Raw genomic sequence first — 26,528 nt, forward strand, 5'->3', positions numbered from 1 at the left:
TACTACGGCGAACTCGAGGGAAGTCGACCTGGCGGTGCCACCCTGTTGATCACCGGAAGATGAAACTATCCTCTTCTCGTGATCTGATCAAGTGGCTAGAGTGAGTGCGCCCGCCAACCCTGATGGAGTACCTGCATGCCCGAGCGCATCTTCGACGGCAGCAAGCTGCGCGACCGCCGCGTGATCGCGCGCAAGTCGCAGACGAGCGTTGCGGAAGACATCGGTGTGCGGACCAACCAGGTGTCGAAGTGGGAGACCAACCAGGCCACGCCGCCGCAGGAGCGGCTTCCTGGGATCGCACGGGCCGTGGACGCCGACCTCGACGAGTTGTTCCCGCGGCTGGGGCCGCCGGACCTCATTGACCTGCGGTGCGATGCCGGCATGACCCGGGCCGACACAACGGAGTTCACCAAGACGAGGTCGGCGATGGCGGTCCGCTCCGCGGAGGAGGGCAAGAGGCCGCTGTCGGAGGAGCACGAGCTCGCGCTCAGCAAGGCCTACGGGGTCACGCTCGCCGAGCTGCGCGCGGCGCAGAAGAGGTCCTTCGGGTACGACGTGCCCGTCGTGGCGCCGCTGCGCGTCGTTCCGGCGCCGGAGGACCGGCTCCCGGACGACCGGGTCATCGCCGACAGGATCGCCTACGTGCGTGACGAGGTGTACGGAGGCGATCTCCCCTCGGACGCGGAGATCGCCTCGGCGGGAAACCGCAAGAGCGGCCGGCCTCTGCTGACCGAGGACCTGGTGCGGGCTTTGCGCGAGGGGACACAGACGCAGATGTCGGAAGAGGTGCTGGACGCCCTGGCCCTCGCGCTGAACCTCCCGCCGGTCTACATGCATACGTCCGACCCGCAGATCGCACGCCTCGTGGTCTCGGCCCAGGTGGTGCGCAACCGCTACACGATCCGGGCCGCCCGCGGCGGCGAGAGCGGCATTCCGGAGGCGGCTCGCGCCGAGCTCGCGGACTTCATCAGCGACACGATGGCCGAGATCCTCGGCCCGGAGACGGGCGGGACGAAGTAGCCCGCCCCTCAAGATCAGCACTCCCATCGACTACCGCACGACTTCAAGGCTCAGCGCTGTCCCGTCCCGCAGGGCCTGGAGCGCACGGTCCCACACTGCACGCACGGCCGGAGGAATCTCATCGGGGCCGATCTCCTCGGCCCTCTTGAACCGGTAGTCGACGAGCTCGCTCTCCTGCAGCCTGATGCCGGACTTCTGCTCCTCGCTGATGACACCACCGTCGAAGACCCAGTAGATGTGCGCACCAGCCTCCGACTGAATGTAGGCGGAGACAAGCAGCCGGCCGATCACCTGCTCGACACCGACCTCCTCACGCAGCTCCCGGGCAGCGGCCTGCGAGGGCGTTTCCCCCTCATCAACTCCCCCGCCCGGCAGGTTCCAGCCGTCCTTGTAGCCCGGCTTGACGATGAGGACGCGGTCTTCCGCGTCGCGCACAACGGCCGCGGCGGACTGGGTCGGGCGGGCGGGTGCTGGTGCCATGGTCAGACCTTCTCTGGTGCTCGTAGTGGGGGGTTAGACGTGGTCGGCCGGGTGGCCGACGAGGAGTGCACGTCCATCGGACAGGCTGGTGATGCGGAAGGCGGATGCCACGGTCCGCAGGTGTTCAAGCTCCTCGCGCAGGCTGTGGCCGGGTGCGGAATCACCCTGGTCGCGGTCCTGGCCGGGGCCGAAGGGGTAGGGCGCACTGCTGGTAGCGGTTCCCTCCGTCCTGCGACGCTCGGCCGACACGGCGGCCCGAAGCCACAGCGCCTCGGCCTGGACGTCGGTTCCGTGCTCAGGCTTGAGCTCGGCCTCCGCCTGAACGAGGGCGCGTTCGGCGAGGTCCGCCGGGACCTGGCGGCGCAGTTCGGCAATGACGTCGCGGATGTCCATCGCCCATCGAGCCAGGTGGGCAGGCGGGGACGGGTCGGGGCTGAAGAAGAGGTCGCGTACGGTGTCGAGCCGTCCGGCCTTGGCCGCGCGCCGCGAGAAGAGCGTGCTCGCGCGATGCCGTACCACCTCGGGCGCCCACAGGGCGAGCGAGCGCCACAGCGGGTAAAGCTCGAGCAGGCCGCGCACGGCGGAGATGCGCTCACGGCCGGCGCGGGCGGCTGGTGCGATGGTGCCAAATCCCCACAGGAGGAACGACAAGTACAGCAGAGTGTCAGTCACCCTCTCCTGGTCAAGGTTGGCGCTCTCGGAGACGCTGGAGAAGGTGATCACGGGCAGGTAGGCGGTCCGCAGGATCGCGTACAGAACTGCCAGGACCATGCCGGCGGTCATCATGCGCAGCCCGATGCGCAGCGACCGTATCGGGGCTCGCCTGACGGCACCGCCCCACTGGACGGCGCACACGGCCGCGGTTGCTCCGACGTAGAGGTAGAAAAGGCCCATGTAGACGAGGACCCCGGCTTCTCCGCGGTGCCGGTCCAGGAAGAAGGGGGTACTGGTGTCGGGGTCGTTGAGCAGGAAGACGAAGACCAGGCCCATGACCGCGACCGTAGCCACGGAGGCCTTGGTGGCGACGCGGTGAACGATGGCGGAGATCCGGACGCTGCGGGGCAGGTCACGAGTGAATCCGTCGCTGCGGTAGACCGCGGTGACGTAGCGCAGGATGACGCAGATGCCGGCGATCGTCAGGGCGTGTTTGACGAAGTAGGCGAGGTCGGGGATGCCGAGGTTGTTCAGCAGGTCTCGGCCGTGGGTGGTCCGGCTCAGCCATGCCGCCGCGAAGGCGACGAAAGCTCCCCAGAGAGACCGGTCGCGCTTCCACCCCTTGAGGGCGGCTCTGGCTCTGAAGAAGGCCTGGATGAGTAGCAGGCCCGCGATGACGTACGCGATCCCATCGGACATATGCAGTACTCACAGGTGCATAGGCCCGCCGAACGAGCAGAAATCGTCGGCAAGGCGGCGGGTGGTGGGGTCCTTGATGAGCAGGTAGGCGGTGTCGGCCAGGCGGTTGAGCATGGCGGCGGCGTCCTCGGTGCGTTTCTCGATCCCGGTCTCGTATCGCCGTCGCGCGGCGACCTGGCCGCCGGCCACGAGTTTCTCGATGCGTTCGGGGGAGAAGTCGCTGAGCAGTTCGTCAGTGCCCACCACGCCGGTGGCGTCGTCTGCCCAGAGGTGTACGAGCTCATGCAGCCAGATCTGGCGTTCGTGCCAGGGCGAGCCGCCGCGGGCGTGCAGGAGGAGGTCCACCGGCCGGGTGTCGTGTTTGACCCACAGCCCGCAGATACCGGTGGCGGCCGCGATGCGGTCCGGAAGGGCTTTGATCACGATCCGTCGGCCTCGGGCGGCTTCGATGTTGGCGATGAGCTGGTCGAGGTCGAAGGGATCCGGGATCGGCATGGAGGCCACGAGGTTCTCCGTCTCCCGACGAAGAGCCCGGCGGCTGCGCCACGCCCTCGCTGGCCGAAGAGCAGAGGACAACGAGCGGGAGCAGGGCTGAAGCGTTTTCCTCGTGTCCATCTCGTCTCAGCCCCCTTGCGCCCCGTATGGCCAGCCGCCCGCAATCAAACATGCGTTCTAGTCGTGTGTCACGGCGGCCCACCGCATGTTCCGACTCGATCGCCGCGCCCCCGACCCCACGCCCCGCAGCGCGGCACAGCAGCCAGTGGTCGAGCGGTCACTCTCGACGCGGCAGCGGCCTCAATATGACCCGAGTTTGCAAGCAAACGCAACAAGCAATTCCATTTCTCACCAGGAGAGAAAGTGCCCTATGCAAGTACCGGCCGTTTCTCACGTGGTGAGAAAGCCGACGCACTATAAGGCCAGCTCAGAGGCCTGCTGACCCGTGGTCTAACCTGTGGACGCTCGCCCGCTATAGCTGAGGAGAAATGTGCGCGCCATCACCATGACCGAGTACGGCGGCCCTGAGGTGCTGAAGCTCTCGGAGGTGCCCGATCCCGTACAGAAGGGGTCACGGATTGTTCTGGATGTCACGAGATGTGGTGTCAACTTCGCAGATCTTCACGTTGTCGGCAATTCCTACTTGAAGTCCGTCACACTCCCTTACATCCCGGGCAACGAGGTCGTGGGCGTGGCGCAGGACGGCCGGAGGATGGTCGCGCTCACTCAGGGTGGCGGCTACGCCGAGAAGATCGCGGTGTCCAAGCTGACCGCCTGGGAGATCCCGGACGCCGTCACCGACGAGCAGGCCGTGTCGATCCCCTTGCAGGGCAACAGTGCCTTCCACCTCCTCTACACCGTCGCCCGCCTGGAGAAGGACGAGAAGATCCTGATCCCCGCGGCGGCCGGCGGCGTCGGGAGCATCGCCGTCCAGCTGGCCGCCCAGTCGGGCGCCAAGGTGATCGCGATGGCATCGACCGAGGAGAAGCGGCAGCTGGCACTCGAACTCGGAGCGCACGCCACGGTCGACTCCTCCACCCACGAGGACCTCGCCGCGCGGGTGACGGAAGCGGCCGGCGGCAAGGTCAACGTGGCCTTGGAGATGACCGGCGGCAAGGTCTTGCAGGAGACGATCCAGACGCTCGCGCCCCGCGGCCGGCTGGTGCTCTACGGCTTCGCCAGCGGCGACCTTGAGAACATCCCGGTGCACACCCTGCTCCAGAACTCGATCACGGCCTCGGGTTTCTGGCTGCCGAACCTGTACACCAGCCGCGGCACGCTGGAGCTGTCGACCAAGCAACTGTTCGCCTACGTGGCCAACGGCCACCTCCGGCTGATCTCCGGCGGCTCCTTCCCCCTGGAGCAGGCCGCAGACGCTCACCGACTGCTCGCCTCGCGCAGAGCAACCGGCAAGATCTCTCTTGTAAACGGCCAGTAAGCTCCCAGGAGGTGTACAGACGCTGGTGACGTGCACATCTCCGGCGTAACGGGACGACATGCCTTCGGACTTGAGGGCATGGGGCAGGAGGACGGATGAGCCGTGGCGGGACCTCGCACACCGACCGAGTCATGATGGTGCAGCAGGCGCTTGTCGAGATGGGGGGCGGTCCGCAGCGGCTGTCCGACATCGCTGCACACACAGGCTTGGACGACTCCACTGTCGGCCGAATTCTCGCCCGACTCGCCTACACCCGCATCGTCGTCCGCCCCTCCAGAGGTCTCTACGCTCTGGGCCCCGGCGCAGCCGAAGTCGGCTTCCACGCCCTGACCGGCGTGAATTTCAACAGGAGCGCCGAGGTCAGGGCCGTCCTGGACAAGCTGCGCGAGGAGACGGACCAAGGGCTCGTCTTCCTATACACGAAGTCTCAGTTCGGGGCCAACCGGCAGTGCCTGATGATGTCGGTCGGTGACTCCGACCTCGCCGAACTGCGCATGACCGCCCGCGATGTGCTGTCGATAACCCGAAGCCTTCGAACCGGCGCCTCGGGCCGCACCATCCTGGCCTATCTGAGCCCGGAAGTGCAGGAGCTCGTCTTCGAGGAGGAGATACCCGAAGAGGCAGGCCCCGGCGTCATCCGTGACACCGGCAAGTTCAAGGCCTCTCTGGCGGAGATCCGGGACCAGGGCTACGCCCTCGGCTACCAGGAGTGCATGGCGGGCTGGAACTCCGTGGCGGCACCCATCATCTGGGACGACATCATCGTCGGGGCCGTGCTCATGCTGAAGCCGGTCCACGTGATGCCGCACGCGCCGGAGCAGTACATCGATGCCACGGTCGAGGCAGCCGCCCAGCTGAGCTTCTCGCGCACCGGCTGGCCGAACAGCAACTAGCCCGTCGCAAGCGGGCAATTCTTCGGAGGGGCCGGGCTGGAGACGATCGTCTCCAGCCCGGCCCCTCCGGCGTTGCCGCAGCGCCGCTCGTCAGGGAAGCCGCGGATTCCAGGCACTGGCCGCATCGGCCACCCAGACCTCGGGAAGCTCACCCTGGAGCGTTCCGAGCAGCAAGTGCGGCACCACGTCCAGCCGTTCGAACAGCGGGAGACTGACGGGCTGCCCCACCAGCTCGTACCGGCCGTGGACGGCCAGCGGGCTGCCAGGCCCGAACTCGCGATACACCTGGTCAAGCCGCTCGTTCCTCCTGACGACGAACTGCTCCAGACGCCGGGGGTAGTCCGTGATCTCCTCCATCGGCACCGTGGCCAGCACCCGGGAGAGCACGTCCCAGCACAGGTCGCTGTCGCAGTCCGTGGACCCCGTTACCGTGTGGAAGATCCTCACCGCGACCTCAAGCACCGTCGCCACGTCTGCCTCGGCGGCCTTCTCGACAGGCATCGCAGCCGGACCGGTCCGGGGCGTTGCTGCGACGGCTGCTTGGTGCAACGCCCCCTCAAGATCAGCAACTTGGTAGCCGAGGATGATCGCCTTCTCACGGGTGAGGGTGTAGACGGCGTCCGGGCCGACGTCGCTCACACGGCGCCAGCCTTCTCCTGCCACCCACGCCTCAAGTCCGGTTATGGCGCCGTTGGTCACCGCCCAGCGGTCCCTGATGCTGTCGGGACGGACCACGACCTCGCCGTACCCGCCGGCCGAGCCGAGGGGCAGCGGGATGCGGAACTCCGTGGCGAGCCTGAGCTGTTCCTCGGCGGAGAGTTCGCCGAGGGGCTGCGGAGGCCCGTACAGCGCACGCGCCCGGATCGCCACAGGCGTCGGGTGACCGTCATCGGTCAGCTCCCAGAGTCCGTCGAACCTGTGCCGCCACTTCAGAACGCCCGCCGGTTCGGACTCGTCGAACTGCTCCAAGTCCTCGCGGTACGTCTCGGCGGTGACCTCCTGGGCCGTGCCAAGGTCGGCGTACGGCCTGGTGCCCCGCCAGGTGGGGTTGTCGTCCCAGCTGGGCTCGAACACCGTGCCGACCTCGTGCGCCGTGGGCGCATCGCTCATCGTGGGTCCTCCTCATCGTTCAGGATCCGGCGGTCGCCGGTGTAGCGGTGGATCAGCGGCAGCGCGCCGCGGCTGTAGAGGATGGGCCAGCCGGGCTCGGGCTCGCCGGCCGCGCGGGCCGACGCATGAGCGATGGCCTGGGCGAAGGCCTGGACGTATGCGCCGCGGGCGACCCGGTTGGTGCGCCATGCGCGTCCCAGCGGGGTACGGGCGTCGGCAACGTAGCGGTCGATGATCGGCTGCATCAGCTGCCGACCCCGTTCCAGATGGGCCGTGGCCGCTTGGGCGCCGCTCTGCTGGTCGTGTCCGTGCAGAGCTGGCGTCATGATCAGGTCGAAGGCGTGAAAAGTCTCTCGGGCCACGGCCTTCCACTCGGTGCTCTCGTCGCGTTTCTCGGTACGGCGGCCTCTCACAGTGCTCGCCCGTCGGCGTCGTACAGCTCTCCGTCGGATCCGCGTCGGGGCTCGCACTCCGCCCGGTCGGCCTCCGCTTCACGGGCCTTGTGCCAGGTGAGGTACTCCTGGCGGACGTACGCCCGCGCTCCGCCGGGTACCTTCCACACCGGGCTGTCGGTGCTGAAGCCGCTGACCACATGGTGGCCGCCGTGGCCGGCGTCGAAGTCAAGGAGTGCCTTTGCGGCCTCCTCGGCGTACGTGTTGGCTTTGGCGACCGCGTCGTCGTTGTAGGCCCGGCAGTACCAATCCAGTTCGGTCCGGTGAGCCGCTCGGTCCAGCCACGCCGCCTTACGCAGGAGCATCTCCCGGTGCTCCCAGCTCTCGACGCCGCCTCCGGCCCCGGTCAGGGTGGCTTGAGCGCGTTCCTTGATGTTCTCAGTCAGGACGAGCAGCGCGTGCTCCTCCTCGAACAGGTCAAGCGCGCCCCCGTAGGCCTCCGTGTAGTTGGGACCCGGCTGGGTCGGCGTGTCGAACGCGTCCCAGCTGGTGGCGCAGCGGGGGCAGTTCAGCGTGTCGACGTCCTTGTCGCCGCAGGGGTAGTCGATCATGTTGGGGACGAGGTCGGTGCCCTGGCAGCGCGGGCAGCGGATGGACGGGGAATCGAGCATGGGATCCGTTTCGTCGTGATGGTCGGCGGGTCGGTGGTGGTTTCCGGTTACGGGCCAAGGGCGGCGGGCGTTCGGTCAGGTGGGCCGACTGTCCTCGTGGCAGGGGCAGCGCGGTCCGGTGAGGGAGCCGTTGCCCAGGCGGCCCGAGCCGCCGCACGAGGTGCACCCGGTGGTCGCGCCGGGATCAAGGCACCAGGTGTGACCGCATCCGGCGCAGCGGACACAGTCAGCGAAGTCGTCGGTTCCGGGGATCGGCTGAGCGAACTCCTCGGCGCCGACAACCCGGCAGATCGGGCAGGTGATGACGACGGCGAGAGCTTTCAGGCACCCGGTGCAGGTGACCGATCGGAAGGACTCGGCTTCCAACCGCTCGATCTCGGGAGCCGGATAGCAGGCGCAGGCCGTGGTGAAGTGATCTCGGTCGCCGGCGTACCGGGCGGCGTGGACGGTGCCGTCCGGCTCGACTGCGCGACGCTGGTGGGTCTCGTATGTAACCGTCGTGGTCACGTCGTTCTGTCCTTTCCGGCGGTTCCGACCGGGACGCGGTTCTCGCCGTCGAGCAGCCTCTGTGAGGCCGAGCTGAGGTCGTGCATGTTCCTTCTGGGCGTTACTAGCTGGGGCGGGGTGGTTCCTCCGTCTTCGACGACCGCTTCCTGGCCGGGCTTGTGACAGCTCGGCAGGACTCCGGTACGTGGCTGTGCCCGGTGCTCTACGTCGCAACAGACTCCGCGTTCTGGCTGGTCACCGGATCCGTGAGTTCCACGATGACGAGCGACATGCGTGCGAATCCGGTGGTGACCGGTGGTCCCATGACGGGGTTGGGGCCCAGCAGATGCTCGTGATTGTCATCCGGCAGGAGCCCTCCATCGGAGACCAGGCCGTCGACGTACGCCTTGGCCGTCGGCGACCAGTTGCCCGGGTCGCGCTTCCGAGCGATCGGCCGGGGGTGCAGGTACGGGCGAAGTAGCGGGTGTACTGCCCGCTCGTGTCCGCGAGAGCCTTGCCCTCTTCGGCCCACTTCTTCAGCCATCCGCCGACGGTCCGGGGGGCGGGAACGCTCGCTCCGTCGCCGAGCATCTTGTCCATCATCTCGGACAGCACGGCGTGCAGCTGCTTGGGCTCGTAGCCGTCGGAGCCGGCGGCTACGAGGAGTTCCCAGCCCAGTTCCCGGGGGTCGATGCGGGGCGCGGGAGGCGGAACGATCGTGGCGGCGGCCGCGGCCGGCACCGGCTGTACCGGAGCGGCGGCCGGCGTCGCTCCGGCGGCCGAGCCGTTGATGTTCGCCTCGACGGCGGCGAACAGCTCGGCGGTCCCGCCGCCGAACGCCTCGTAACCCGACGGCGTCCCCGCAGCAGCGTTGCCCGCGGCGGGGGCGCTCGCGGTGGCCGGCTCGGGAAGGTCGGCGAGCAGAGCGGCCGCCTCGATGATCTCTCCGGCCTCGTCGATAACCCGCTGTGCCGCCTCGGTGAGCTGCTGCCCCTTGTACAGAACAGGGAGCGTGCGTGCCCAGCGGCCCGGGTAGGCCACGCCGGCGGGGACGTCCAGGGTGATCGCGTCGAGCGTCGGACGTCGGCCTGCGGTCGCGGCGCACACCTTGTCGGTGATTTCGTCGTAGATGTGCCAGCCCTTGAACGGCGACGGCTTCCTCGGGCCGAGGCGCGTGTGCATGTTCCAGCCCGACCCGGCGACCGGGGCGTCCTTGGGGTCGATCTTGATGTAGCCGGGGAAGAGGTAGGCCAGTTCCTCCGGGTCGCTGACGGTCATGCCCACGCGCCACTTGGCCTGGAGCTTCATGGCGGCGGTGATGACGTCCTGCGTGGCTCGCAGGCCGCAGATCAGGACGCGGACACGCATCGCGCGGCCTTCGTTGACGATGCGGTCGAGGTTCTCCTTGACGTCGTGCGGGAGGGAGGCGGTCTCGTCGACGAGGATGATGACAGCGGGGATCTCGTGGCTGACGGGGAGCTTGTTGTCGGTCTTCTTCTCCCGCATCAGCCGCTGGTAGCCGGCCTTCCGGGCGGCGATGCCCTCGATGGCCAGGTTGGTCATCAGCCGGGCTTCGTCGTCGTTGTTGGCGATCCAGTCGATGATGGGCGCGACCGCGGTGCCCTCGGTGGCGAAGGGCGTGAGCCACGGCAGGGCGACGCCGCCGCCGGTGGTATCGATCGCCCAGATCAGCGCGTCGGGCATGCGGGCGAGCTGGGCGGTGACGACACGCAGCTGGTTCGTCTTGCCGGCGTCGGTCTCCCCGATGAGGACGCCGCAGTCGTTGCACAGCGCGCCGAGGGCGTACTGGCCGTTGCGGTGAAGCCCGATGGGGAACCGCTCGGTGATGGTGAGCTCGCTGAAGTCCTCCGGGTACGGGATGTCCTTGGACATGACGTCCTCGAGGGTGACCTCGACGAGGATCGTCCCACGGTTGGCGCCGGGGTAGATGTCGACGCCGCAGCCGTCGGGCAGGCGCATGTCGGCGGCGAACTTCGGCCCGTACCCGTTGAGGTCGTCGGCCGTGGTGCCGCCGGCAGGCAGATTGATCTCCACGGTGTAGCCGACCTTGGCGGGCCACCAGTTGATGTCAACGCCCTCGCAGCCCTCGATCCGGGCGACCCGGGCGAGGCGGTCCTCCCACGCACGCAGGATGCCGACCGATTCACGGCGCAGCTTCAGGAGTGCCTTGCGCTCCTTGCGGGTGGGTTCGCTGCGGCTCGCGCCGGCGTTCAGCGCGAGGCCGATCGCGCCCAGGCCGGCGCCGACGGCCCATCCGGTCGTGCCGAGCGGTGCGGACGCCAGCGCCCAGGAGGTCCACGTCGTCGCGGTGAACCATGAGGCAGCGCGGGTAATGAGGGTGCTGCTGGTCGTTCCCTGGCGTGCGTCGTAGGCGATACCGGCGAGGGCGGCGCTGGACAGGCTGATGGCGGAGGCGTACCAGGGCAGGCCGGTGAGCGGAGCGAGCATGACCATCGACGCCGCGGTCTCGGTGGCGTAGCCAAGCAATGCGGGGTGTCCGCCGCTGGGCGCGGACCAGTCCCAGTGACGCATCGACATGAAGTTCTCCATCCAGTTCCGCACGGGGCAGGGCGGGGTCGGGGGCGAGTAGATGACGAGCACGCGGTGGAGGCGCCACCAGGGCCTGGGGGCGCCTCCACCGGTGCGAGGTGCGCAGGCTGCTCAGCGCGGGGCGTTCCACATGCCTTCGGCCGCCGGGCCCTTGCGCGGGTGGGTGTTGTGGCTGATCTCCCGGCTGTGGTCCTCCAGGAACAGCTTTCCGGCCATCTCCGCGTGCTGGGCCGCCGTCTTCAGGCGGGTCGTGACGCGACCGATGTCGTCGGTGACCCGGTCGTCGACCGGGTAGAAGGCGTTGGTGCGCTTCCACAGGGCGTCGACTGCGTCGGCGAGGGACTTCAGGCCGTAGCCCATGCCCTCGATCTCGCTGCCCCGCTGCATCATGTGCACCGGCTGGTAGGAGCGGTACAGGACAGCCGTGAGCACGCAGCCGGCCTCGATCCGGCCGGGCTGGAACATGGCGGTCTCCGCTCCTTCGCCGCCCGTCGGGGTGACGTTCCACATCCACTCGTTCGTACGGGGGTTCAGGATCCGCTGGATGTCGAAGCGGTGGAGCGTCTGGAACTGGGTGACCATGTCGTCCGCGGTCTTGGCGGCGAGCAGCGCCTCCTCGTAGGCCTCCAGGAGCTTGTGGACGACCCGCTTGGACAGGGGCAGCGTCTGATCACCGGTGACGGCCGTGCTCTGGACGGTTGCCGCCACGGCACGGATGCCGTTGGGCAGGCCGGCGTACTCGGCGGCGACGTGCATCATGCTGGTCGGCTTGAAGCCGAGGTAGCCGTCGGCGGCCGCCTTCATCGACAGGGCGAACTTGCTGTTCTGGCCGTCGAGCGCGGTGGAGCCGGGGGCGATGGAAGTTCCGGTCACGGGATCGGAGTCCTTTCGGGGGTCGTTCACGTTCAGGTTCAGGGCGTCCGCCTGGGCGTCGTTGTCGTGACGGGCGCGGGAGCGGCGGAAGAAGAAGCGCCAGATGCGTCCGGCGATCCGGACCGGGAAGGCGAACCCGCCCAGCGGATCGCGGTGATTGGTCAGCAGCCGCAGCACTCCCCAGAGGAACCCGACCGGCAGCGTGGCCAGGCCTCCGAGGGCGGCGAGGGTGCCGGCGCCGGCGCACCGGGCCCAGTGGGCGATCCTGCGGGCAAGTCGTCGGCGCAGCAGGTAGAGCCGACCGCCGGCCTGATTGGCGGGAGTGCCGTTGCCCTGCCCGGTGCGAGCGATTCGCTGGCGCAGCCGCGTGGCGGCACCGCGCAGGCGCTGCAACAGTCGGCGGCCGCGCCCAGGCGTCGTCGGCGTCGGAGTGCCGGCATTGCCACCGCCGGGAGCTCCGGAGCCGGAATTGCCGGACCCTGAGCCCGGGGTGCCGCCTCCAGCACCCCGCCGACGGGCCTTGTTCGCCCAGCCGCGGAGAGTCTGCCACGCCCTGCCCGACCGAGACCCCGCCGGGCCCTTCGAGGCACCGGAGCCTGCACCGCCGGACGCGCCGCCCGAGCCCCCTCGGGAGCCGGAGCCGGAAGTGCCGCGGCCCGGGCCTCGGGTGGAGGACCCGGTGCCTCCAGGCGCGGACGGCTTTCTGTCCTTCCGGCGCCGTCCGGCCCCTCCCCCGCTGCCGGAGGACGGGCGGCCGCCGGAGGAGGTGCCGCCTCCTGCACCGGCCCGGTTACCGCGGCCACCGCGGCCGGTCAGACTGCGGCCCCCGCCCAGGCCGCCACGGTGACCTCGGCCGCCATGGCGCCGGGTACCGGCGCCCGCCGACCGGTTCGACCCGCCGGCACTCCGACGTGCCGCGGACGCCGTCCTGCGCCGGCGACCAACCAGACACGCGGCACCGACGGCGGCGCCGGCAAGGCCTGCAGCAGCAAGCCCGGGCATGCCGACCGCCGTGTACAGGGCGCCCACCCCGATTCCGGTTACGTTCACGCCGTGGATGATCAGCGGCACCGCGCGAGGGCGTCCACGGCGCACAGAGCGGGGCTCTGCGGTCGGTTCAGCAGCCTCGTCCTGGGCGGTGTGGACGACGTATTCGCCGCGCTCGGTGTCCACGTTGTCGGGGGTGGTGGAGACGGTTTCACGCTCTGCGGTCTCAGTGTCCGCCACGACGAAAATCCTCACTTTCAGTAGCGGAGAGGAGAGGCGAGGAGAAGCGAGGAGGCAGGCGCGCCCCCGGAAAACCCCCGTTCAGGGGCCTTCTGAGGGGGGTGGACGGGGATTTCCCGCTCACTGCGCCTCGCCTCTCCTCGCCTCGCCGCTACTTTCCGTAGCAGGGCTCAGGGGTTGTTTTCGGTGTGCTCGAGGAGGTCGGCAGCGGCGCGGAACGCGCTGGCCGGGGCCTTGGGAGAGGACTACGGGCAAGGCCGGGCCGGCCGGTCAGAGCCGCCCGGCCCGGGGTAGCTCCGACGGCTCGGACCAAGGGCTGCCGCACGGAGAACTGGCCCATTCCACTTACGCGAGAGCGGGCAGGAGCTCCCTGGCCTGGGGGTCGCCGAGGATCTTCCGTGCCCGCTGGATCCGGTCCTGGGCCGTGCCGGTGGACACGTCGAGCTCGGTCTTCACCACCTCGACCTTGACCTCATCCTCGCCACGGGCGCGGATCATCGACGCGACCCGCAAGGCCTGCCATTCAGGCACCGACAGCTTGGCGTGGGAGAGGGCTTCAGACGCTCGGGCCTCGTATTCAGCGGCCCGGGCCTTCCGTTCAGCCGCTTCCTCGGACGCCTTCGCGGTACGGAGTTCCGAAGCGGCGATCTCCTCACGGGCGCGCTGGGCCTCCAGGTCTGCGTTCAGCTTCTCCGCTTGGCGTTCAGCTGCCCGCGCGGCGCTTTCAGCGGCCTCCTCTTCGGCTTTCAGGCGGGCCTTTTCATGCTCGGCCGCCCGGCGCTCCTGCTCGGCGGTCGCCTCCTTGAGGTCGGCCGCCTCCTGCGCTGCGCGCCGCTGGTTTTCAACCTCGGCCCGTCGCTCTTCCTCACGGGCCGCGTTCCGCAGCCGCTGGTGCTCCAAAGCCCACGCAGCCTGGGACTTCTCCGTCTCGATCTGCGCCATGGCCTGGCGCCGCTCGGCCTCCTGGACCAGCTCTGCCGCACGGGCTCGGGCACGCTCCTGAACGAGTTCGAGCTCAGCCTGACGCTCGGCCTCAGCCAGTTGAAATGCAGCCTCGGCCTTCTGAATCTCGGCGCGGGCGTCACGCTCGGCGGCCGCCTTCGCGATCTTCAGTTCACCCTCCACCTGAATCCGGCGGACCTCCGCCTGAATCTTCGCGTGGAGCGTCTGAACGTCAGCCTCGACCTTCTGAATCTCCGCCTCGGCCCGCTGAAAGGCCGCCGCGCCCAAACGCTGCTGCTCGCGCACTTCCTCCATGAGCGGCACGGCCAGGGCCTCATCGACTGAAAGTCCTACCTTGGCCAGCTGAAAGGGAGCGAGCTCCTCCTGAGTGGCCTGCCGGCGCCACCGTCGTGTCTGGTACTTCGAGGCGAGCCGCTGCGAGTAGACCATCCACTCCTGGTGGTGCGCGCGGGCCTGTTCGAAGTCGGTGACCTCGTCGCGCCGCATGAGCTTCCAGATCCGGAAGCTTGTGATCGGGTTGACCAGCCAGCGCGAGAGGCGGATCTTTCCCATGCGTCGCACACCGTCGGCCTCACCGATGTGCGCGGCGTACAGGTGGGCGGCGATCTCGGAGAACACGACCCACAGCGCGGCCAGGGCCGCGTGCCCGATCTGGGCCGGGACGGTGTTGGCCGCCTCCCAGTTGAGGTAGATCGTGACGATGGTGCCGGCGCGCGGCACCCACTTGACCCACCACAGCTGCCGACGCACGCGGATCAGCAGCAGGTTGACGATGCCGAAGGCGAGGATCGACGAGTCGATGCCAACCGGGAGGATCCACGGGTCCGTCCACTCCCAGCCGCCCGCGGAGGCCGGCTGCGCGGCCTTGTTGTAGAGGGCTCCGAAGCTGGAGTAGAGGCCGATGGTGGCGACGCCAGTGCCAACGAGGATGCCGAAGAACGCGAGGGCGATCTCCCACTTGGCGTACTTCTGCACCGGCTGCTCCGCCGGCGCGGCAGCGGCCTTCTCTGGTGCGTCGTGCTCGGGCATCTCCTGTGCTGTCGGGGCCGAGGCGGCGGTGTGGGACGGCTGCTCGACGACCTCCGGCTCGCGGGTCTCGACGGTGGTACTCATGTGCTGGTCTCCGGGACATCGTCGGACAGGGGAGGTCGGTAGGGATCGAGGGCGAAGCCGACGCACATCCGGACGGCGCCGAAGACGGCCAGACCGACGGCCAGGTGCGTGAAGGTTTCTCCAAGACCGTTTGCGAAGAGGTCGAACAGGGCGAGCACCGCCGCTGCGAGCGCGATGAGCGTGGCGATCAGCGGCGCGAGGGAACCGCGCGGGGGGTAGGTCTCGGGCGTCGACTTGCTCATGTCGGGAGAGGCGGCGGCGCTACTCACTGGGCGCCTCCGCTGATACGGTTGAGCATGCGATTCGCTCCTTCGCAGCGGTCGCGTACAAGAACAAGAAGAGGCCCCCGGCACGGGGCCTCTTTCTTTTGTGTTTGCGCCGTTGGCGGCGCGGACGAGCTATTGGACAGGCAGTACGCCTATCCGTCGCGGTGCTCCCGCAGGTAGCCGGCGAGCAGGATCATGGCGGTGGCCCGGCTGGCCAGCGCGTTCTCTGCCTCCCAGAACCCCTGGTGCTTCGGGAGGTGCACGGTGAGCAGATGGTGGGCTTCGAGCACCAGGTCGTCGGGCTTCGCGTCGATGTGGCGCAGGGGCGACATCATGCGAGCGAGGCCGGCGGGGAGCTTCATCCGGGTGTTCCTCCTGGGCTGGTTGAGCTGAGAAGAAGGGGAGACGTCGTCAGGCCGTGGTCAGCCGGGCACGGTTGCGGGCGGCACGGCGCTTCATGGCGCGGCGCTCGTCCTCGCTCAGCCCACCCCAGACGCCGTAGTCCTGCCCGCTGTTGAGCGCCCACTGCAAGCACTCTTCCCTCACGGGGCAGCGGCCGTTGCAGACGGCCTTGGCCTCTTCGATCTGCAGGAGTGCCGGGCCCATGTTGCCGATGGGGAAGAAGAGCTCAGGGTCCTCTTCCCTGCACGCGGCCTCGTGCCGGAAGTCGTTCAAGGGAGATGCCTCTCGTTGTGAGTGAAGTTGGTTGCGGGAAGCCCGGATTGGGCCTTCCACACTGGTGAGGAGGGGCGGGATCAGTGATCCCGACCGTTGGCTGCGGTTGACCTGCTCCCTCCCGCCCCTCGCAGAAGCGGACAGGACTAGGGGAGGGGGATAGTGCAGAGGACCCGCTTGCTGAAGGGCGTGGGCTCGACGGTGATGGTCACACTGAGGATTTCGAGCATGGCCAGGCCCCGGCCGGAGTCGGCTTCCGCGTTGTCCAGGGGGACGGCGGACGGCGACGGCAGCCGTGAAGGCTCGGGGTCGGTGATGCCGACGACGACGCCTTCCTTGCCTACGTGGGCGTCCGCGATGACCGGGACACCTTCGCCGCAGGCACGGACGGCGTTGCCGACGAGCTCGGAGACAGCGAGCACGGCGATGTCGGCGACGTCGGAGTCGATGCCTGCCGACTTGAGGAACTCGCCGACGCGTTCCCGCAGTTCGCTCAAGGTGGCCTGGCTGGGGATCAAGTGGCCGACCAGCATGCCGTCCTGCTCTCGCAGGTAGATCTCGGCGAGCTGGTCCGGGTCGGCGGTGCTGTCGTAAGCCATAGTTCCGGTTCCGGAGCAGGTCGCGCTCGTCACCGGCTCCCTCCGCTCTTGCCGGTCTGCACGCGGCGCAGTGCCTCTTCGATGATCGGGTCGTGCGGCTGGTCGTCGGCCTGTGCGGCGGTGATCTGCAGGGATGCCATGATGGGGGTCATGGTCGTGGTCCTCTCTCGCGATGGATGTACGACCGACAGCGGCCCCGGGGTGCCTCCCGGGGCCGTCGCCGTTTTCTGCCTGGGTGGGTCTGGCGGTCTGTCTGTGTCACGAGTGGCCGCGGCCGTCGGCGCTCGTCGCGGTGACGGGCGTCGGCGGCCGCGGTTACTGGTAACCGGGTAGTTGCGCGTTTCCAGCGCGCGTTGATCTCAGTGGATGCGGACCGCTCGCGCCCGAGGAGATCAGTCCCAGGCGGTCTTCGCAGCGAATGTCTGCCGCACCTTCTCTGAAGCCGGTTGCGCGATACGTCGTGGGCTTTCGCCCTTTCTCGGCCGGCTGGTCTCCACTCACCTCGGCCTAAGTCATGCCGGTGTTCTGCGGTGGATCACGCTCTTGAGTTGTTGTACGGGCTCGGCCGGGTCCGGAGCTGCTTCACGTCGAGGCGCCTCCGGTGACCAGTCCCTCCTGGGTCCCGGTGGTGCGTGGAACCGAGGAGGTAGTGGGCCTCTGGCCGGTCCCTGGCCGTCACGTCCGGCGTCGGACGGGGTCCGGCATGGACGTGAGGACTAGGGAGAGCCAGTTCGTCGTCGGCGGGGCAGTCCGTCGTCGACAGCCACAGTGAATCAAATCAAGCTATATAGATCAAGAGGCAAGCTAGTTTGCTTTCCTTTTGGGCTAGCTAAACTGTCTACGACGGGCGGGGACGCCCGGGGCTGCGGGCAGCGGCCCCCGTACGATCAGGTCGCCAAGAAGAAGCCAGGGGAGACAGATGACAGAGGCGCCGGGCGGCCTGCCCAAGTACCTGACCGTCGCGAACAAGATCGCTCGGTTGATCGAGGAAGGGCACTACCCCGCCGGCAAGCGGCTCCCGGCCGAACCGGACCTCGCCAAAGAGCTCGACGTCTCGATCGTGACGCTCCGCAAGGGCCTCGAGGTCCTGAAGGCGAACGGCATGCTCGACAGCCGGAAAGGCTCCGGCAACTACGTACGCAGCCAAAAGCCGCTCAGGCGTGTTGCATCCCGAGAGCTCTCCGGCAGGTCGCGGCCGGACCATCCGACCGTCCTGGCGTCCGACGACACACAGGTCCTGGACACCGACACTCTGTTTTTCACACTTGAGGCGAGCGTGCCGGCAGGCATTGCAGGAGTGCTGGGCCTCGAAGAGGGCGACAGATCGTTTCTTCGCACCGGCCGCTACCTGTCGGCTGGCCGGCCGGTGAAACTCGTCCGTAGCTACGTTCCGGCCGACCTGGTCAAGGGATCGCCGCTCGTACATGCCGAGAGCGCGCACGAGAGTATCCACGCCGTGCTGTCCGCGGCCGGACACACGCCGGTGGATGGTCACGAGGAAGTCTGCAGCCGGATGCCGACCACCGAAGAGGCCGCACAGCTGGCCATCCCGCCGACCCGCTCCGTACTCGCCGCGTACCGCACCCTCTACGACGCAGCAGGACGGGCGGTCGAAGTCGAGGAGACGGTCATGGACTCCGCGTCGTACGTACTGGACTACGCCGTCACACCGTGAGCCGCGAGCGCCGTGCGGAATCCGCGTCCAGGGGCCCGGCACGTACGTCGTGTCTGGGTGAAAGCGGTGGCGCGATCCATCAGCATCGCGTGTCTTCGGGCAAGTGCCAGGTGCTGTCTCGCGATGTGTACGACAGCAGAGGGAGGTCGTCACGTCGCCCCTTTCCTCGCGGTGATCCAGGCCATGCGGAATGTCTTAATCAGCATCTAGATCCAATGCCGTGTAGATAGGCGGCTGGGGTGGGTTTCAAGGTCCTGGTGCGCTCAGGATGTCGATGTTGATGGTGGCCTTGTAGCTGGTCCGGTCGATGGCGCCTTTGGCGTTGTACTTGGAGATCGCACGTTTGACGACGCGGGGGCGGGTGCGGATGCGTCGGTCGGGCATGGGGTCGGCCAGGATGCGGCGGCCGATGGTGCCGACGAGGTCGATGACGGTGTCGGCGATGACGCCCGCGGCCTGGATGACCAGGTCGCGGGCGGTGTTCAGGGCAGTGGTGAAGCTTGCCCGGTCGGGGTCGATGTCGGGGCGGGTGGCGGTGGCGTCGGCCATGGCCAGGCGCAGGACTTGATAGGTGACCAGCAGCGCGTAGACCTCCTGGGCTATGCCGGAAGGGGTGCGGGCGCGCAGGACACGGCCGCCCAGGGTGGTGGACTTGATCTCCAGGTAGGCGGTCTCGATCTCCCAGCGCTGGTGGTACAGCGTGATCAGTTCGGCGGCGGGATGGGTCTGGTGATCGGTCAGGGTGGTGGCGAGCCGGTAGAGGCCGGTGCGGCGGCCTGTGGCCGTGGTGATGGTGATCTCGCAGTCGATGACACGCACGGGGACGGCACCGATCGCCGACAGGTAGGAGCCGTCACCGCAGCGGCCCAGGACGGGCAGTCGGCGGCCGCTTTTCACGCGGACCAGCACGTGCGCGCCGGTTTTGGCCATGGCGGTCACCAGCGTCTGGGCGGCGAAGTTCCGGTCCAGCAGCACGATCATGCCCTCGCGCAGGCTGCGGAGCAGGCGCGGTGCATAGGTCGTCTCGCCGTCGGTGGTCGGTCCGAACACCGCGTCGAGGACCGTGCGAGTGCCGCAGGACACCAGCACCAGGAGCCGTAACGCCGGATATCCCGAACCGCCGTTGTTGCAGCGGTGCTTGGTGAACTCGGCCAGATTCGCCGGGCTGTCGGGCACCGCCATGGTCGTGCCGTCGATCGCGCAGACCAGCAGCCCGCGCCACCACACGCCGGCGGTGCCGATGCCGGCGGCCGGGCCGCGCAGCAGGTCGAACAGCCAGCGCAGCGGGTCGGCCCCCACCCGTCTGCGGGCCTGCGCCAGCGCACCGCCCGTCGGGTCCGCGACCGTCAGCCCTTCCAGGCCCGCCGTCAGTCGTCGCCATACCTGCCGCCAGCCCAGTCCGGGGAACAGACATCCGGCCAGCAGCAGATACACCACCACCCGGGACGGCAGATCCCGAACCCGTGCCTGCACCCTGCCCGTCTGCGTCAACGCCTCGTCGACCATCTCGAACGGGACAAGCCGGGTCAGCTCGCCCAGATGGCCGGGCGCGAAAGCCCCCGCAGCAACTACAACCTCACGAGAAATGACAGACTGGGCACCCAACGGAGCTCCCGCCGAACAGTGATCTTGGTCGACACGGTTCTAGCAGGAGCTCCGTTCCTGTTCAGGCGACTTGACACACCCGCCCCACGCCTATCTACACGGCATTGCATCTAGATCAGGGCGGTTGGCCGAGAGGTCGCCGTGTGGGCTCGGTGTGGGCGCCGTGTGGGCGCGAGGCCGTAATCTGCAGTCTGCGCTGGCAGAGGGAGTGTCAAATGACAGCCGTGGTGCAGTGGACGGGCCGGGAAGCGGCTCTCTTGGGTGACGCCCATCGTCTGTCAATCCGCGAGTACGCGAGGAAGCTTGGCGTGGATCCGAAGACGGTCTCCCGGTGGCGGAAGTATGGAAGTGCCACGGAGGTTGTGCCGGAGACGGCCGAGATCCTGGATCGCTTCAAGGCGGCGTGTCCGCCGGAGGTGCTGGAGGTCTTTCACGCGTCGCTGAACGCCGGCTCGGCCGGAGATACTGGTTCGGCACCCGCCCTTGGGCCGGCGACCGTGGTCAGCCACAAGTTCCTGCCGGTGTACATCGGCGACGCCGTCTCCCTGATCAGTGGCATTCCCTGCGAGCACGGCCCAGCGCGACTCAGCCACCGTGCGACCCCGGCTCTTCACCCTGACGCCGAGACCACGTCCCAACTGCACCTCTACGACTGCGGTGTGGCGATCTTCCATCTGGTTCAGAACCGGACTGTGGAGTCCTTGGGCGACCTGGCGGTCTGGCGGTATCGCTCTTACCTCGAAGACCTGGAATGGGCCGACAAACGCATCCGCACCCTCCTGGCGGAAGTGACCAAGCAGTGCGAGGAGTTGAAGCCACCGACCTACGTCCTGTCGGCCTACCTGTTGGAGGATTCGCCGTGGCAGGGGCCGAATCTGGAAACGGCGATGCAGCTCCTGACCACCCCGTCCGTTCTGGTCGACCGCCAGCGGCCCGAGGAAACGGTGCGCTTGGGCGACGACGTCGAGCGGGCCCTGTTCTCCGAAGGCTTCGAGCACTCTGATGTCGTGGGCTTCAGCAGCCAGGCCATCGCCCTCGGCTTCGCCGGCTGGTCGGGGGTCGCCTACCACCCGCTCTCCCCAGAGCGAGCCCTGTCCATGGACGCGATCGTCGCCCTGGAACTGGACGTCCAGACCCTGTGGTGCTTGAGCTCATACGTCCTCGACGAGATCGAGGAGGGGCGCGACCCGGTCATGCCCAAGGAGTTCGGGTGGCGGTTCCTACGAGGTGCCCTCACCCGGCTGACCGCCGCCCGCCCGCAAGAGACGGCTCAGCATCAGCTCATGCGGGAGGCTGTTCTCACCACCAGCCAGCTGCCGGACCGGCTTCGTACCGCGCAAGAAGTCCTGCGTGACAACGACATCTGATCTTCGAATTCAGGAGGCCCAGTGAACTCCCGTAGGCCCGTGCTCGTGGTCGTCGACGTGCAGGCCGGCTTCATCAACGAGCACAGTCGAGGAGTCGTCCCCTTCGTCGTACGCCTGGTCAAGGCGTGGGTCGCACTCGGTCAGCCGCTGGTCCTCACCCGCTTCTTCAATCCGCCGGATTCCCCCTACGAACAGATCACAGGCTGGACCGGGCTTCGGAGCCCGGAGGAGCAGCACATCGTGGACGAGCTAGACCCGTTCGCAAAGGCCGCGGCCGCCGTCATCGACAAGCCCGGCTCCAGCGCCTTCACTCAGGAGTTCAGCGCCCTGGTCAGGAAGGCCAACTGGACCGACATCGTGCTTGCTGGCATCGACACCGACGCCTGCGTCTACGACACCGCGCTCGCCGCGTACCACTCCGGCGTCCGCCCCTGGATCGTCACCGACGCCTGCGCTTCGACCGGCGGACCCGAATACCACGAAGCCGCCCTGCTGCTCGCAGGCCGAAACATCAACCGACGGAACCTGCTGACAACCGAATCGCTGCTGTCGGGCAAAGGCGGCCCCCTGGAAGGAGGGGCGGCATGAACGCTCCCAGCCAGACCGACCTGCTCATCGTTGGCGGCGGACCCGCGGGAGTCTCGGCCGCCCTGACCGCGGCCAGTCTCGGGATGCGCACCACCCTCGTGGAAGCCGAACGAATCGGCTCCAAGCTTTACGCGATCGGCGCGTTGGACAACCTGGCCGGCGGCTGGACGAACGGCCCGCAGCTGGCCGAGGCACTCACTGCCGATATGGAACGGCTCGAAGCGACCGGGGCCTGCACGGTTGTTCTCGGACGGGCGGTTTCGGTCGGCGCCGATGAACAAGAAGCGCAGGTCCTGCTAGCAGACGGACGTGATCTCCGAGCCGCCGCTGTCGTGGTTGCGACCGGCGTATCGACGATGGGAATTGCGGACGTCGACTGGGTCGACGCCCCTGGTCTTTCCCCTCTGGCACCTCTCTGGCGCACCATGCCCAAGGCGCTGCAGGAGTGCGGTCGCATCGTGGTCGTGGGTGCAGACCGGCCGCTCGGCACGTGGCTGCGTGCTCACCCGGAAGCCGACGTGTCCCTCCACGTCCTCCACCCAGAGAGCGATCGGTACAAGACGGAAGAGGTGGCCGACGATCCGCGCGTCCATCTCGAAGAGACGACACATGCGACGGTCGTGCCGATTCCAGGAGGTGTTCGAGTAGCAGCCCAGCGGGCCGACGGAAGAGTCCACACCTTCGCCGCCGACGTCGTACTCATGAACGCTGGCTCGAAACCTGCTGGCCTTGCGGGGCTATACAGCGACACCGATGGCTACTGTCCGGCGGACGCCCAGGACCGGCGGATCATGATCGCCGGGGACTTGAAGAGTGCCAGAATGCAGCGGATCGCCATCGCAATGGGTGACGGACAACGCTGTGCCCTCATGCCGTACTACGAGAGGGCTCTACTACCCAGTAGGGAAGGGACAGATTCGTAAGGTCAGTGCTCGCTGCGGAATGCATCCCGCACGATCGGACGAAAAAGACGCAGGTCAGCATCCCCCGCGTGCCGTTCGGGAGCGGCGACGAGGTCGGGCACGGAGTGCGTCGGCGCGGTCTCCGCGACGTCCCTCGGCAGCGGTACCGGGACGATCAGCTCGCTGTCCTCGACCTCCACCGGAGAGTAGTCAGCCGAGTATGCTGTACGGCATACTCGGGGTCATGGCAGATACGAGCGTCAAGATCGACACGCACACCAGGGACACCTTGCAGTCTCTGGCCGCCGCTGCAGGACTCACGGTCAAGGCCTACCTCGCCAAGGTTGCTGATGAGAAGGAGCAGGAGCGGGCGCTGGATACGGCAACTGCTGCCTTCCGTCGCGTGATCGCAGAGCCCGGCATCATGGAGGCTTTCGACGCCGAGTTCGGCGGGCTTCCGCCGGCCGCCCACAGCACCCCGCAGGCGGCCTGACCTGTGCCTGAGCTCTTCGTCGACTACCGGTGGTTTCTCGAGCGCCAGGAAGACATCCTGCGGCGTGACCTCACCGTGAATGACCTGTCCATTCTCGTGGGGATGGCACAGCGACACCGTGCGAACACTCCGCGTCTAGATCAGGCGGACCCAGATGCCTTCTGGCGAGCTGCGACCTTCCTTGAGGAGATCGTGCTCCTCCGGCCCCTGCCCGCTCGTAACGAGGTCTTCGCGTACGGCGTGGCCATCGCTTACCTGGAAGCCTCCGGGGAGCGCGTGGACCAGAAGTTCGAGCTCTGGCGCGATCTGATTCACGACGTTCGCGCCTTCCAGCTCGACAGCTATGGGATCGCTGAGAAGCTGCGAGCCTGGAAGACCGCGTGATTTTCATCCCCCAGAGATGAAGGGCGGCAGATTGGCGGCGCCGGCGGGGCGCCGCTGTCGCTACTCAGGCTTAGGCCTGCCCGCAGCGAGGGCCGGAGCGATGCGTGCACACCTGGCTGCGTACTCCGGCAGGTGTAGGGCCTCGAACTCGACTGCGTCCCAGTTCTCCGGCCGGACCTCACCGTGTGGCCATACGTACGCCCACCCGCGGGTCCCGGAGGAGAGGGTCAGTGCCTGCAGCTCGTACCGGTCATCCTCGAATGCGTCGAGGATCTTCCACTCTCTGCTTCTGAGGTCGGTCAGCACCATGCCGTCCGCCGCGACGTCGGGCGCCGAGACGAGGCCGGGGTAGACCCGGCCCTCGAGCGCAGCAGCGCGCCAACCGGACAGGGACGCCGGGACTCGGGCGGGTATCCGCCCCAGCAGGGCTTCAAGGACGGTACCGAAGCGAAGTGTGCCGTAGCAGAACAGGACGTCTGGGCCCGCGGCTAGCCGGTCCACCTACAGGATTCCCTTCCAGTTCCAAGGGCGAGGGCCTCTGCGGCCACGCAGGCAGTCGACCCGGTGCTGAGCCTGCTCGGCCCATCCGGGGTGGCTCGCTGCGTGCTGGGCTGCGTACGTCACCATGCGAAGTTCCCGAGCCCCTGCGAGGATCCCGTACCCGTCCCACTCGGTGACGTCGTACCCGTAGGTCTCGCAGAACGTGTCGTACTCCGTTGCAGTGACGGCGCCAGTCGTCTTCGCGCGAACGGCCGTTGAGACGAGATCCCATTCCGGCGGCCCCAGGGAGAATCGCTCAAGGTCCATGATCCGTCGGCCGCCACCGATGAGCCGGACCAGGTTGCCGGGCCAGGCATCGCCATGAACGGCGCAGTCACGTCGGCCGGCTGGCCGGTCCGCCCAGGCGGCCTCGAGTTCCTGGTGGAGCCCGTGCAGCCATGAGACGTCCGCCCGGTCCAATGTCGCTGCTGCCTCCAGCCGCTCGCTGATCCGGACGAACGGTCTGAGGTGCCCGAGATCGAAGTCGGGGGCAGGCAGCGTATGGAGTTGCAGCAGCAGCTGCGCGACATCGGTGGTCGTGCCGTGCTCGTGGGGCGGGAGTTCTTCCCAGAAGGTCACCGGGCAGCTGTCCACTTCGACCGGCTGGGGAACGTCGACCAGGCGCACGGCCGGCACGTTGTTCTCGGCGAGCCAGCGCGCTACACGTACCTCCCGTCGCGCAGCGGAGGCCTGTCCCTCCCGGGCGACGCGCACTATCACCTGCTGCCCAGGAAGCCGCCAGATCTGGTTCTCTGCCAGCCGTACCGGCTCCGCACGATCGGCAGCCAACCCCGCACCGGCACAAGCCTGTTCGAGTACGTGCCGGGCACGTGCTACTGCCGACGTCGTCATGCTGAGACCGTAGCGGCGATGCGCTCCCGCAACCCTGCCGCTTCCGGAATGGTGGGGTGCTTGGCAGCAAACGCCCCTAGCTGACGAAGGTCATCGGCGGCACGTCGAGATGTGAGCTGGCCAGCTTCATCAAGAGCCTCGTGGCCGATCGCGGCGGCTTGCCGAGGATCTCCCGTCGCCATGATGAGCGCAGCGAGCTTGGTTCGCGAGATCGCCCGGGACCGCTTCCAGGCGTCGCCATGTCCCCGCACGGCGGTCGCGAAGCGGCGCGCAGCCCGGCCGGGGTCCTGGCCTTCGCCAACGACGAGATCAAATAGAGCGTGCGCGGTATCGCCATTGTGCTGCGCCTCGTCGTAGTAGGCCATCCACGCCGGGTCTTCCTGAGGGCGTGCCTGTTCGAATGCCTCGTCGGACTGGCCGACGGCCGCCATGCAGTCTCGGACATTCCCCATCTTTCCGAACGCCCTGGCCCGCGCCGTGTGCAGCATGGCCCGTTCGGTGGCCGTGATCCGGTCGGAGCGCACCAGGCCCTTCTCTGCGTAGGTGAGTCCGTCGTCCGCTTCGCCCTTCCAGACGGCTTGCCGGGCGAGGAGACTGTAGGTCTTCGCGCGCAGGTGCCAGTCTCCTGCTTCTTCTGCGCAATCGGCGGCGAAGGTAAAGGTCTGGGTGGCGTAAGCGTGCCGGTAGGCGTCAAAGGCTGAGGCTCCGACGACGATCCCGAGTCGAGAGACCGCGGCGAAGAGTTCTGCGCGCAGATGCTCCGGGCATTGCACCTGGAGGAGCCCGGCAGCCCACTGCATGGCCGGGCTGGCGACTTCGCTGACCAGGCCGCCGCCGCCGAGCTTGTTGTCGAGCCCGCTGATGACTGTGGCGACTTCCTGCACCTCTCCGATGGTGCGCATGCCAATGGAGTCGGGCAGCGTCAGGCCTGGCGGGGCGAACGCCTGCATGAGGTCTATGGGGGCAAGGGCGGCGAGGCCGCCTTGGAGGAATCGCCGTCGGTACACGGGCTCATGGCTCCCAGGGCGAGGAGGTACATCGTCTCTGCCCAGGATGCGGCCTGCGTGCACCTGAATCGCTCCCTCCGCACGGCCCGAGGAGCGTTTATCGGCATCAGCGCGTTTCTTTTCGGCATCCCCTTTACCAAAGGCCATAGGCCACGCGCGGTCGAAGACGCCCCCGGTGTCGAGGACTTTGTCGAACTGTTGCGCCACTTCGCGCTGCAGGGAGGGGTACTTGGCCTTCTCGATCATCAGGATCATGTCGTCGCTGACCTGGGCTAACCGCCCCAGCGCCCTTGCCGACAGGCCGTGTTCCTTGCGGCGGTGGCGCAGTTCAGAGCCGAACCAGTCCTGCGGTGATTCTTCTGGCTTCAGCTGTTTCTCTGGCTGCGGCATCTCCGGTCCCGTCGCTGTCATGCCGAACTTTCTGGCTTTCGGCATCAGGCTCTGCACGCCCGCGCCGCGCTCTGCCTGAATGGTTGCTGATCGGTTCGGT

At 67.9% G+C, this 26,528-nt stretch carries 29 protein-coding genes; 9 read left to right on the top strand and 20 right to left on the bottom strand.

Translation table 11 applies throughout. The features are described 5' to 3' along the window. The first annotated feature begins 135 nt into the window (after positions 1 to 135). Positions 136 to 1,020, top strand: coding sequence for a helix-turn-helix transcriptional regulator (locus tag SZN_RS06490; protein WP_007492569.1), 885 nt, complete (start codon positions 136 to 138; stop codon positions 1,018 to 1,020). A gap of 30 nt (positions 1,021 to 1,050) precedes the next feature. Here SZN_RS06490 and SZN_RS06495 read toward each other — a convergent pair whose 3' ends face one another. From SZN_RS06495 to SZN_RS06505, 3 genes are read right to left on the bottom strand one after another with little or no spacing between them, the layout of a single operon-like run. After that, positions 1,051 to 1,500, bottom strand: a complete 450-nt coding sequence (locus SZN_RS06495; RefSeq protein WP_007492571.1) for an NUDIX domain-containing protein — start codon at positions 1,498 to 1,500, stop codon at positions 1,051 to 1,053. Positions 1,501 to 1,533: 33 nt separating this feature from the next. Continuing rightward, positions 1,534 to 2,853, bottom strand: coding sequence for a DUF6545 domain-containing protein (locus tag SZN_RS06500; protein ID WP_007492573.1), 1,320 nt, complete (start codon positions 2,851 to 2,853; stop codon positions 1,534 to 1,536). A 9-nt stretch (positions 2,854 to 2,862) separates the two neighbouring features. Beyond that, on the bottom strand, positions 2,863 to 3,357 hold the full coding sequence (locus tag SZN_RS06505) for a hypothetical protein (protein ID WP_007492575.1): 495 nt from the start codon (positions 3,355 to 3,357) through the stop codon (positions 2,863 to 2,865). A gap of 634 nt (positions 3,358 to 3,991) precedes the next feature. Between SZN_RS06505 and SZN_RS06510 the strand changes: the two genes are divergently transcribed. Then, entirely contained in the window at positions 3,992 to 4,786 is a 795-nt protein-coding gene (locus tag SZN_RS06510) for a quinone oxidoreductase family protein (protein WP_244313304.1), read from the top strand. Between the two features lie 134 nt (positions 4,787 to 4,920). After that, positions 4,921 to 5,679: an IclR family transcriptional regulator gene (locus SZN_RS06515; protein ID WP_244313310.1), complete on the top strand. Its 759-nt coding sequence runs from the start codon at positions 4,921 to 4,923 to the stop codon at positions 5,677 to 5,679. Positions 5,680 to 5,769: 90 nt separating this feature from the next. On the opposite strand, the gene SZN_RS06520 is transcribed toward SZN_RS06515, so the two are convergent. The 12 genes from SZN_RS06520 to SZN_RS43130 all read right to left on the bottom strand — a co-directional run bounded on the left by SZN_RS06520 (position 5,770) and on the right by SZN_RS43130 (position 16,777). After that, entirely contained in the window at positions 5,770 to 6,789 is a 1,020-nt protein-coding gene (locus SZN_RS06520; RefSeq protein WP_007492581.1) for a hypothetical protein, read from the bottom strand. After that, on the bottom strand, positions 6,786 to 7,151 hold the full coding sequence (locus tag SZN_RS06525) for a hypothetical protein (protein ID WP_139063530.1): 366 nt from the start codon (positions 7,149 to 7,151) through the stop codon (positions 6,786 to 6,788). The genes SZN_RS06520 and SZN_RS06525 overlap by 4 nt, the downstream gene beginning before the upstream one ends. A gap of 47 nt (positions 7,152 to 7,198) precedes the next feature. Beyond that, positions 7,199 to 7,852: a hypothetical protein gene (locus tag SZN_RS06530; RefSeq protein ID WP_007492586.1), complete on the bottom strand. Its 654-nt coding sequence runs from the start codon at positions 7,850 to 7,852 to the stop codon at positions 7,199 to 7,201. A gap of 75 nt (positions 7,853 to 7,927) precedes the next feature. Next, complete coding sequence (locus SZN_RS06535; protein ID WP_007492588.1) at positions 7,928 to 8,359, bottom strand: HAD family hydrolase; 432 nt, start codon at positions 8,357 to 8,359, stop codon at positions 7,928 to 7,930. 234 nt (positions 8,360 to 8,593) lie between these two features. Further along, the gene (locus SZN_RS37595; protein WP_139063531.1) at positions 8,594 to 10,897 is read right to left on the bottom strand and encodes a DNA translocase FtsK; all 2,304 of its coding nucleotides are present in this window, start codon (positions 10,895 to 10,897) and stop codon (positions 8,594 to 8,596) included. Positions 10,898 to 11,020: 123 nt separating this feature from the next. After that, the gene (locus tag SZN_RS06545) at positions 11,021 to 12,175 is read right to left on the bottom strand and encodes a hypothetical protein (RefSeq protein ID WP_007492592.1); all 1,155 of its coding nucleotides are present in this window, start codon (positions 12,173 to 12,175) and stop codon (positions 11,021 to 11,023) included. 1,179 nt (positions 12,176 to 13,354) lie between these two features. Beyond that, positions 13,355 to 15,085 carry a DUF2637 domain-containing protein gene (locus tag SZN_RS06550; protein WP_007492594.1) on the bottom strand — a complete coding sequence of 577 codons (1,731 nt, stop codon included), beginning with the start codon at positions 15,083 to 15,085 and terminating at the stop codon, positions 13,355 to 13,357. Then, positions 15,082 to 15,327, bottom strand: a complete 246-nt coding sequence (locus SZN_RS06555; protein ID WP_007492596.1) for a hypothetical protein — start codon at positions 15,325 to 15,327, stop codon at positions 15,082 to 15,084. Before SZN_RS06555 ends, SZN_RS06550 begins: the two co-directional genes overlap by 4 nt. Positions 15,328 to 15,503: 176 nt before the next feature. Continuing rightward, complete coding sequence (locus tag SZN_RS06560) at positions 15,504 to 15,713, bottom strand: SH3 domain-containing protein (protein WP_007492599.1); 210 nt, start codon at positions 15,711 to 15,713, stop codon at positions 15,504 to 15,506. Between the two features lie 49 nt (positions 15,714 to 15,762). Next, on the bottom strand, positions 15,763 to 16,026 hold the full coding sequence (locus SZN_RS06565; RefSeq protein WP_007492601.1) for a WhiB family transcriptional regulator: 264 nt from the start codon (positions 16,024 to 16,026) through the stop codon (positions 15,763 to 15,765). A 146-nt stretch (positions 16,027 to 16,172) separates the two neighbouring features. Continuing rightward, positions 16,173 to 16,625 (bottom strand): ATP-binding protein, encoded by a 453-nt coding sequence (locus SZN_RS06570; RefSeq protein WP_007492602.1) that lies wholly within the window; start codon positions 16,623 to 16,625, stop codon positions 16,173 to 16,175. A gap of 29 nt (positions 16,626 to 16,654) precedes the next feature. Next, a complete protein-coding gene (locus SZN_RS43130) occupies positions 16,655 to 16,777 on the bottom strand; it encodes a hypothetical protein (protein WP_007492604.1) in 123 nt (40 codons plus the stop codon). A gap of 767 nt (positions 16,778 to 17,544) precedes the next feature. On the opposite strand from SZN_RS43130, the gene SZN_RS06575 reads away from it, so the two are divergent. Further along, positions 17,545 to 18,300, top strand: a complete 756-nt coding sequence (locus SZN_RS06575) for a GntR family transcriptional regulator (RefSeq protein ID WP_007492606.1) — start codon at positions 17,545 to 17,547, stop codon at positions 18,298 to 18,300. A 246-nt stretch (positions 18,301 to 18,546) separates the two neighbouring features. Here the strand turns inward: SZN_RS06575 and SZN_RS06580 are convergent, their stop codons facing one another. Beyond that, positions 18,547 to 19,905: an IS4 family transposase gene (locus SZN_RS06580; RefSeq protein WP_244313305.1), complete on the bottom strand. Its 1,359-nt coding sequence runs from the start codon at positions 19,903 to 19,905 to the stop codon at positions 18,547 to 18,549. A 215-nt stretch (positions 19,906 to 20,120) separates the two neighbouring features. On the opposite strand from SZN_RS06580, the gene SZN_RS06585 reads away from it, so the two are divergent. Genes SZN_RS06585 through SZN_RS06595 form a run of 3 tightly spaced genes read left to right on the top strand, consistent with a single transcriptional unit; the run spans position 20,121 to position 22,783 of the window. After that, positions 20,121 to 21,272, top strand: coding sequence for a hypothetical protein (locus tag SZN_RS06585; RefSeq protein WP_007492610.1), 1,152 nt, complete (start codon positions 20,121 to 20,123; stop codon positions 21,270 to 21,272). A gap of 21 nt (positions 21,273 to 21,293) precedes the next feature. Beyond that, entirely contained in the window at positions 21,294 to 21,860 is a 567-nt protein-coding gene (locus SZN_RS06590; RefSeq protein WP_050815017.1) for a cysteine hydrolase family protein, read from the top strand. After that, positions 21,857 to 22,783 (top strand): FAD-dependent oxidoreductase, encoded by a 927-nt coding sequence (locus SZN_RS06595; RefSeq protein WP_007492614.1) that lies wholly within the window; start codon positions 21,857 to 21,859, stop codon positions 22,781 to 22,783. The genes SZN_RS06590 and SZN_RS06595 overlap by 4 nt, the downstream gene beginning before the upstream one ends. A 2-nt stretch (positions 22,784 to 22,785) precedes the next feature. Here the strand turns inward: SZN_RS06595 and SZN_RS41270 are convergent, their stop codons facing one another. Next, positions 22,786 to 22,962: a hypothetical protein gene (locus tag SZN_RS41270; protein ID WP_007492617.1), complete on the bottom strand. Its 177-nt coding sequence runs from the start codon at positions 22,960 to 22,962 to the stop codon at positions 22,786 to 22,788. A gap of 44 nt (positions 22,963 to 23,006) precedes the next feature. Between SZN_RS41270 and SZN_RS06600 the strand changes: the two genes are divergently transcribed. Both SZN_RS06600 and SZN_RS06605 read left to right on the top strand, forming a co-directional pair. Continuing rightward, a complete protein-coding gene (locus SZN_RS06600; protein ID WP_043728875.1) occupies positions 23,007 to 23,255 on the top strand; it encodes a hypothetical protein in 249 nt (82 codons plus the stop codon). A 3-nt stretch (positions 23,256 to 23,258) separates the two neighbouring features. Continuing rightward, positions 23,259 to 23,639, top strand: a complete 381-nt coding sequence (locus tag SZN_RS06605) for a hypothetical protein (RefSeq protein WP_007492621.1) — start codon at positions 23,259 to 23,261, stop codon at positions 23,637 to 23,639. Positions 23,640 to 23,699: 60 nt separating this feature from the next. Here SZN_RS06605 and SZN_RS06610 read toward each other — a convergent pair whose 3' ends face one another. From SZN_RS06610 to SZN_RS06620, 3 genes are read right to left on the bottom strand one after another with little or no spacing between them, the layout of a single operon-like run. Further along, positions 23,700 to 24,140 carry a gamma-glutamylcyclotransferase family protein gene (locus tag SZN_RS06610; RefSeq protein WP_007492623.1) on the bottom strand — a complete coding sequence of 147 codons (441 nt, stop codon included), beginning with the start codon at positions 24,138 to 24,140 and terminating at the stop codon, positions 23,700 to 23,702. Further along, complete coding sequence (locus tag SZN_RS06615; RefSeq protein ID WP_043728851.1) at positions 24,141 to 25,031, bottom strand: aminoglycoside phosphotransferase family protein; 891 nt, start codon at positions 25,029 to 25,031, stop codon at positions 24,141 to 24,143. Next, entirely contained in the window at positions 25,028 to 26,485 is a 1,458-nt protein-coding gene (locus SZN_RS06620) for a helix-turn-helix domain-containing protein (protein WP_007492628.1), read from the bottom strand. Before SZN_RS06620 ends, SZN_RS06615 begins: the two co-directional genes overlap by 4 nt. Positions 26,486 to 26,528 lie beyond the last annotated feature (43 nt).

Source organism: Streptomyces zinciresistens K42 (assembly GCF_000225525.1).
Lineage (GTDB): Bacteria > Actinomycetota > Actinomycetes > Streptomycetales > Streptomycetaceae > Streptomyces > Streptomyces zinciresistens.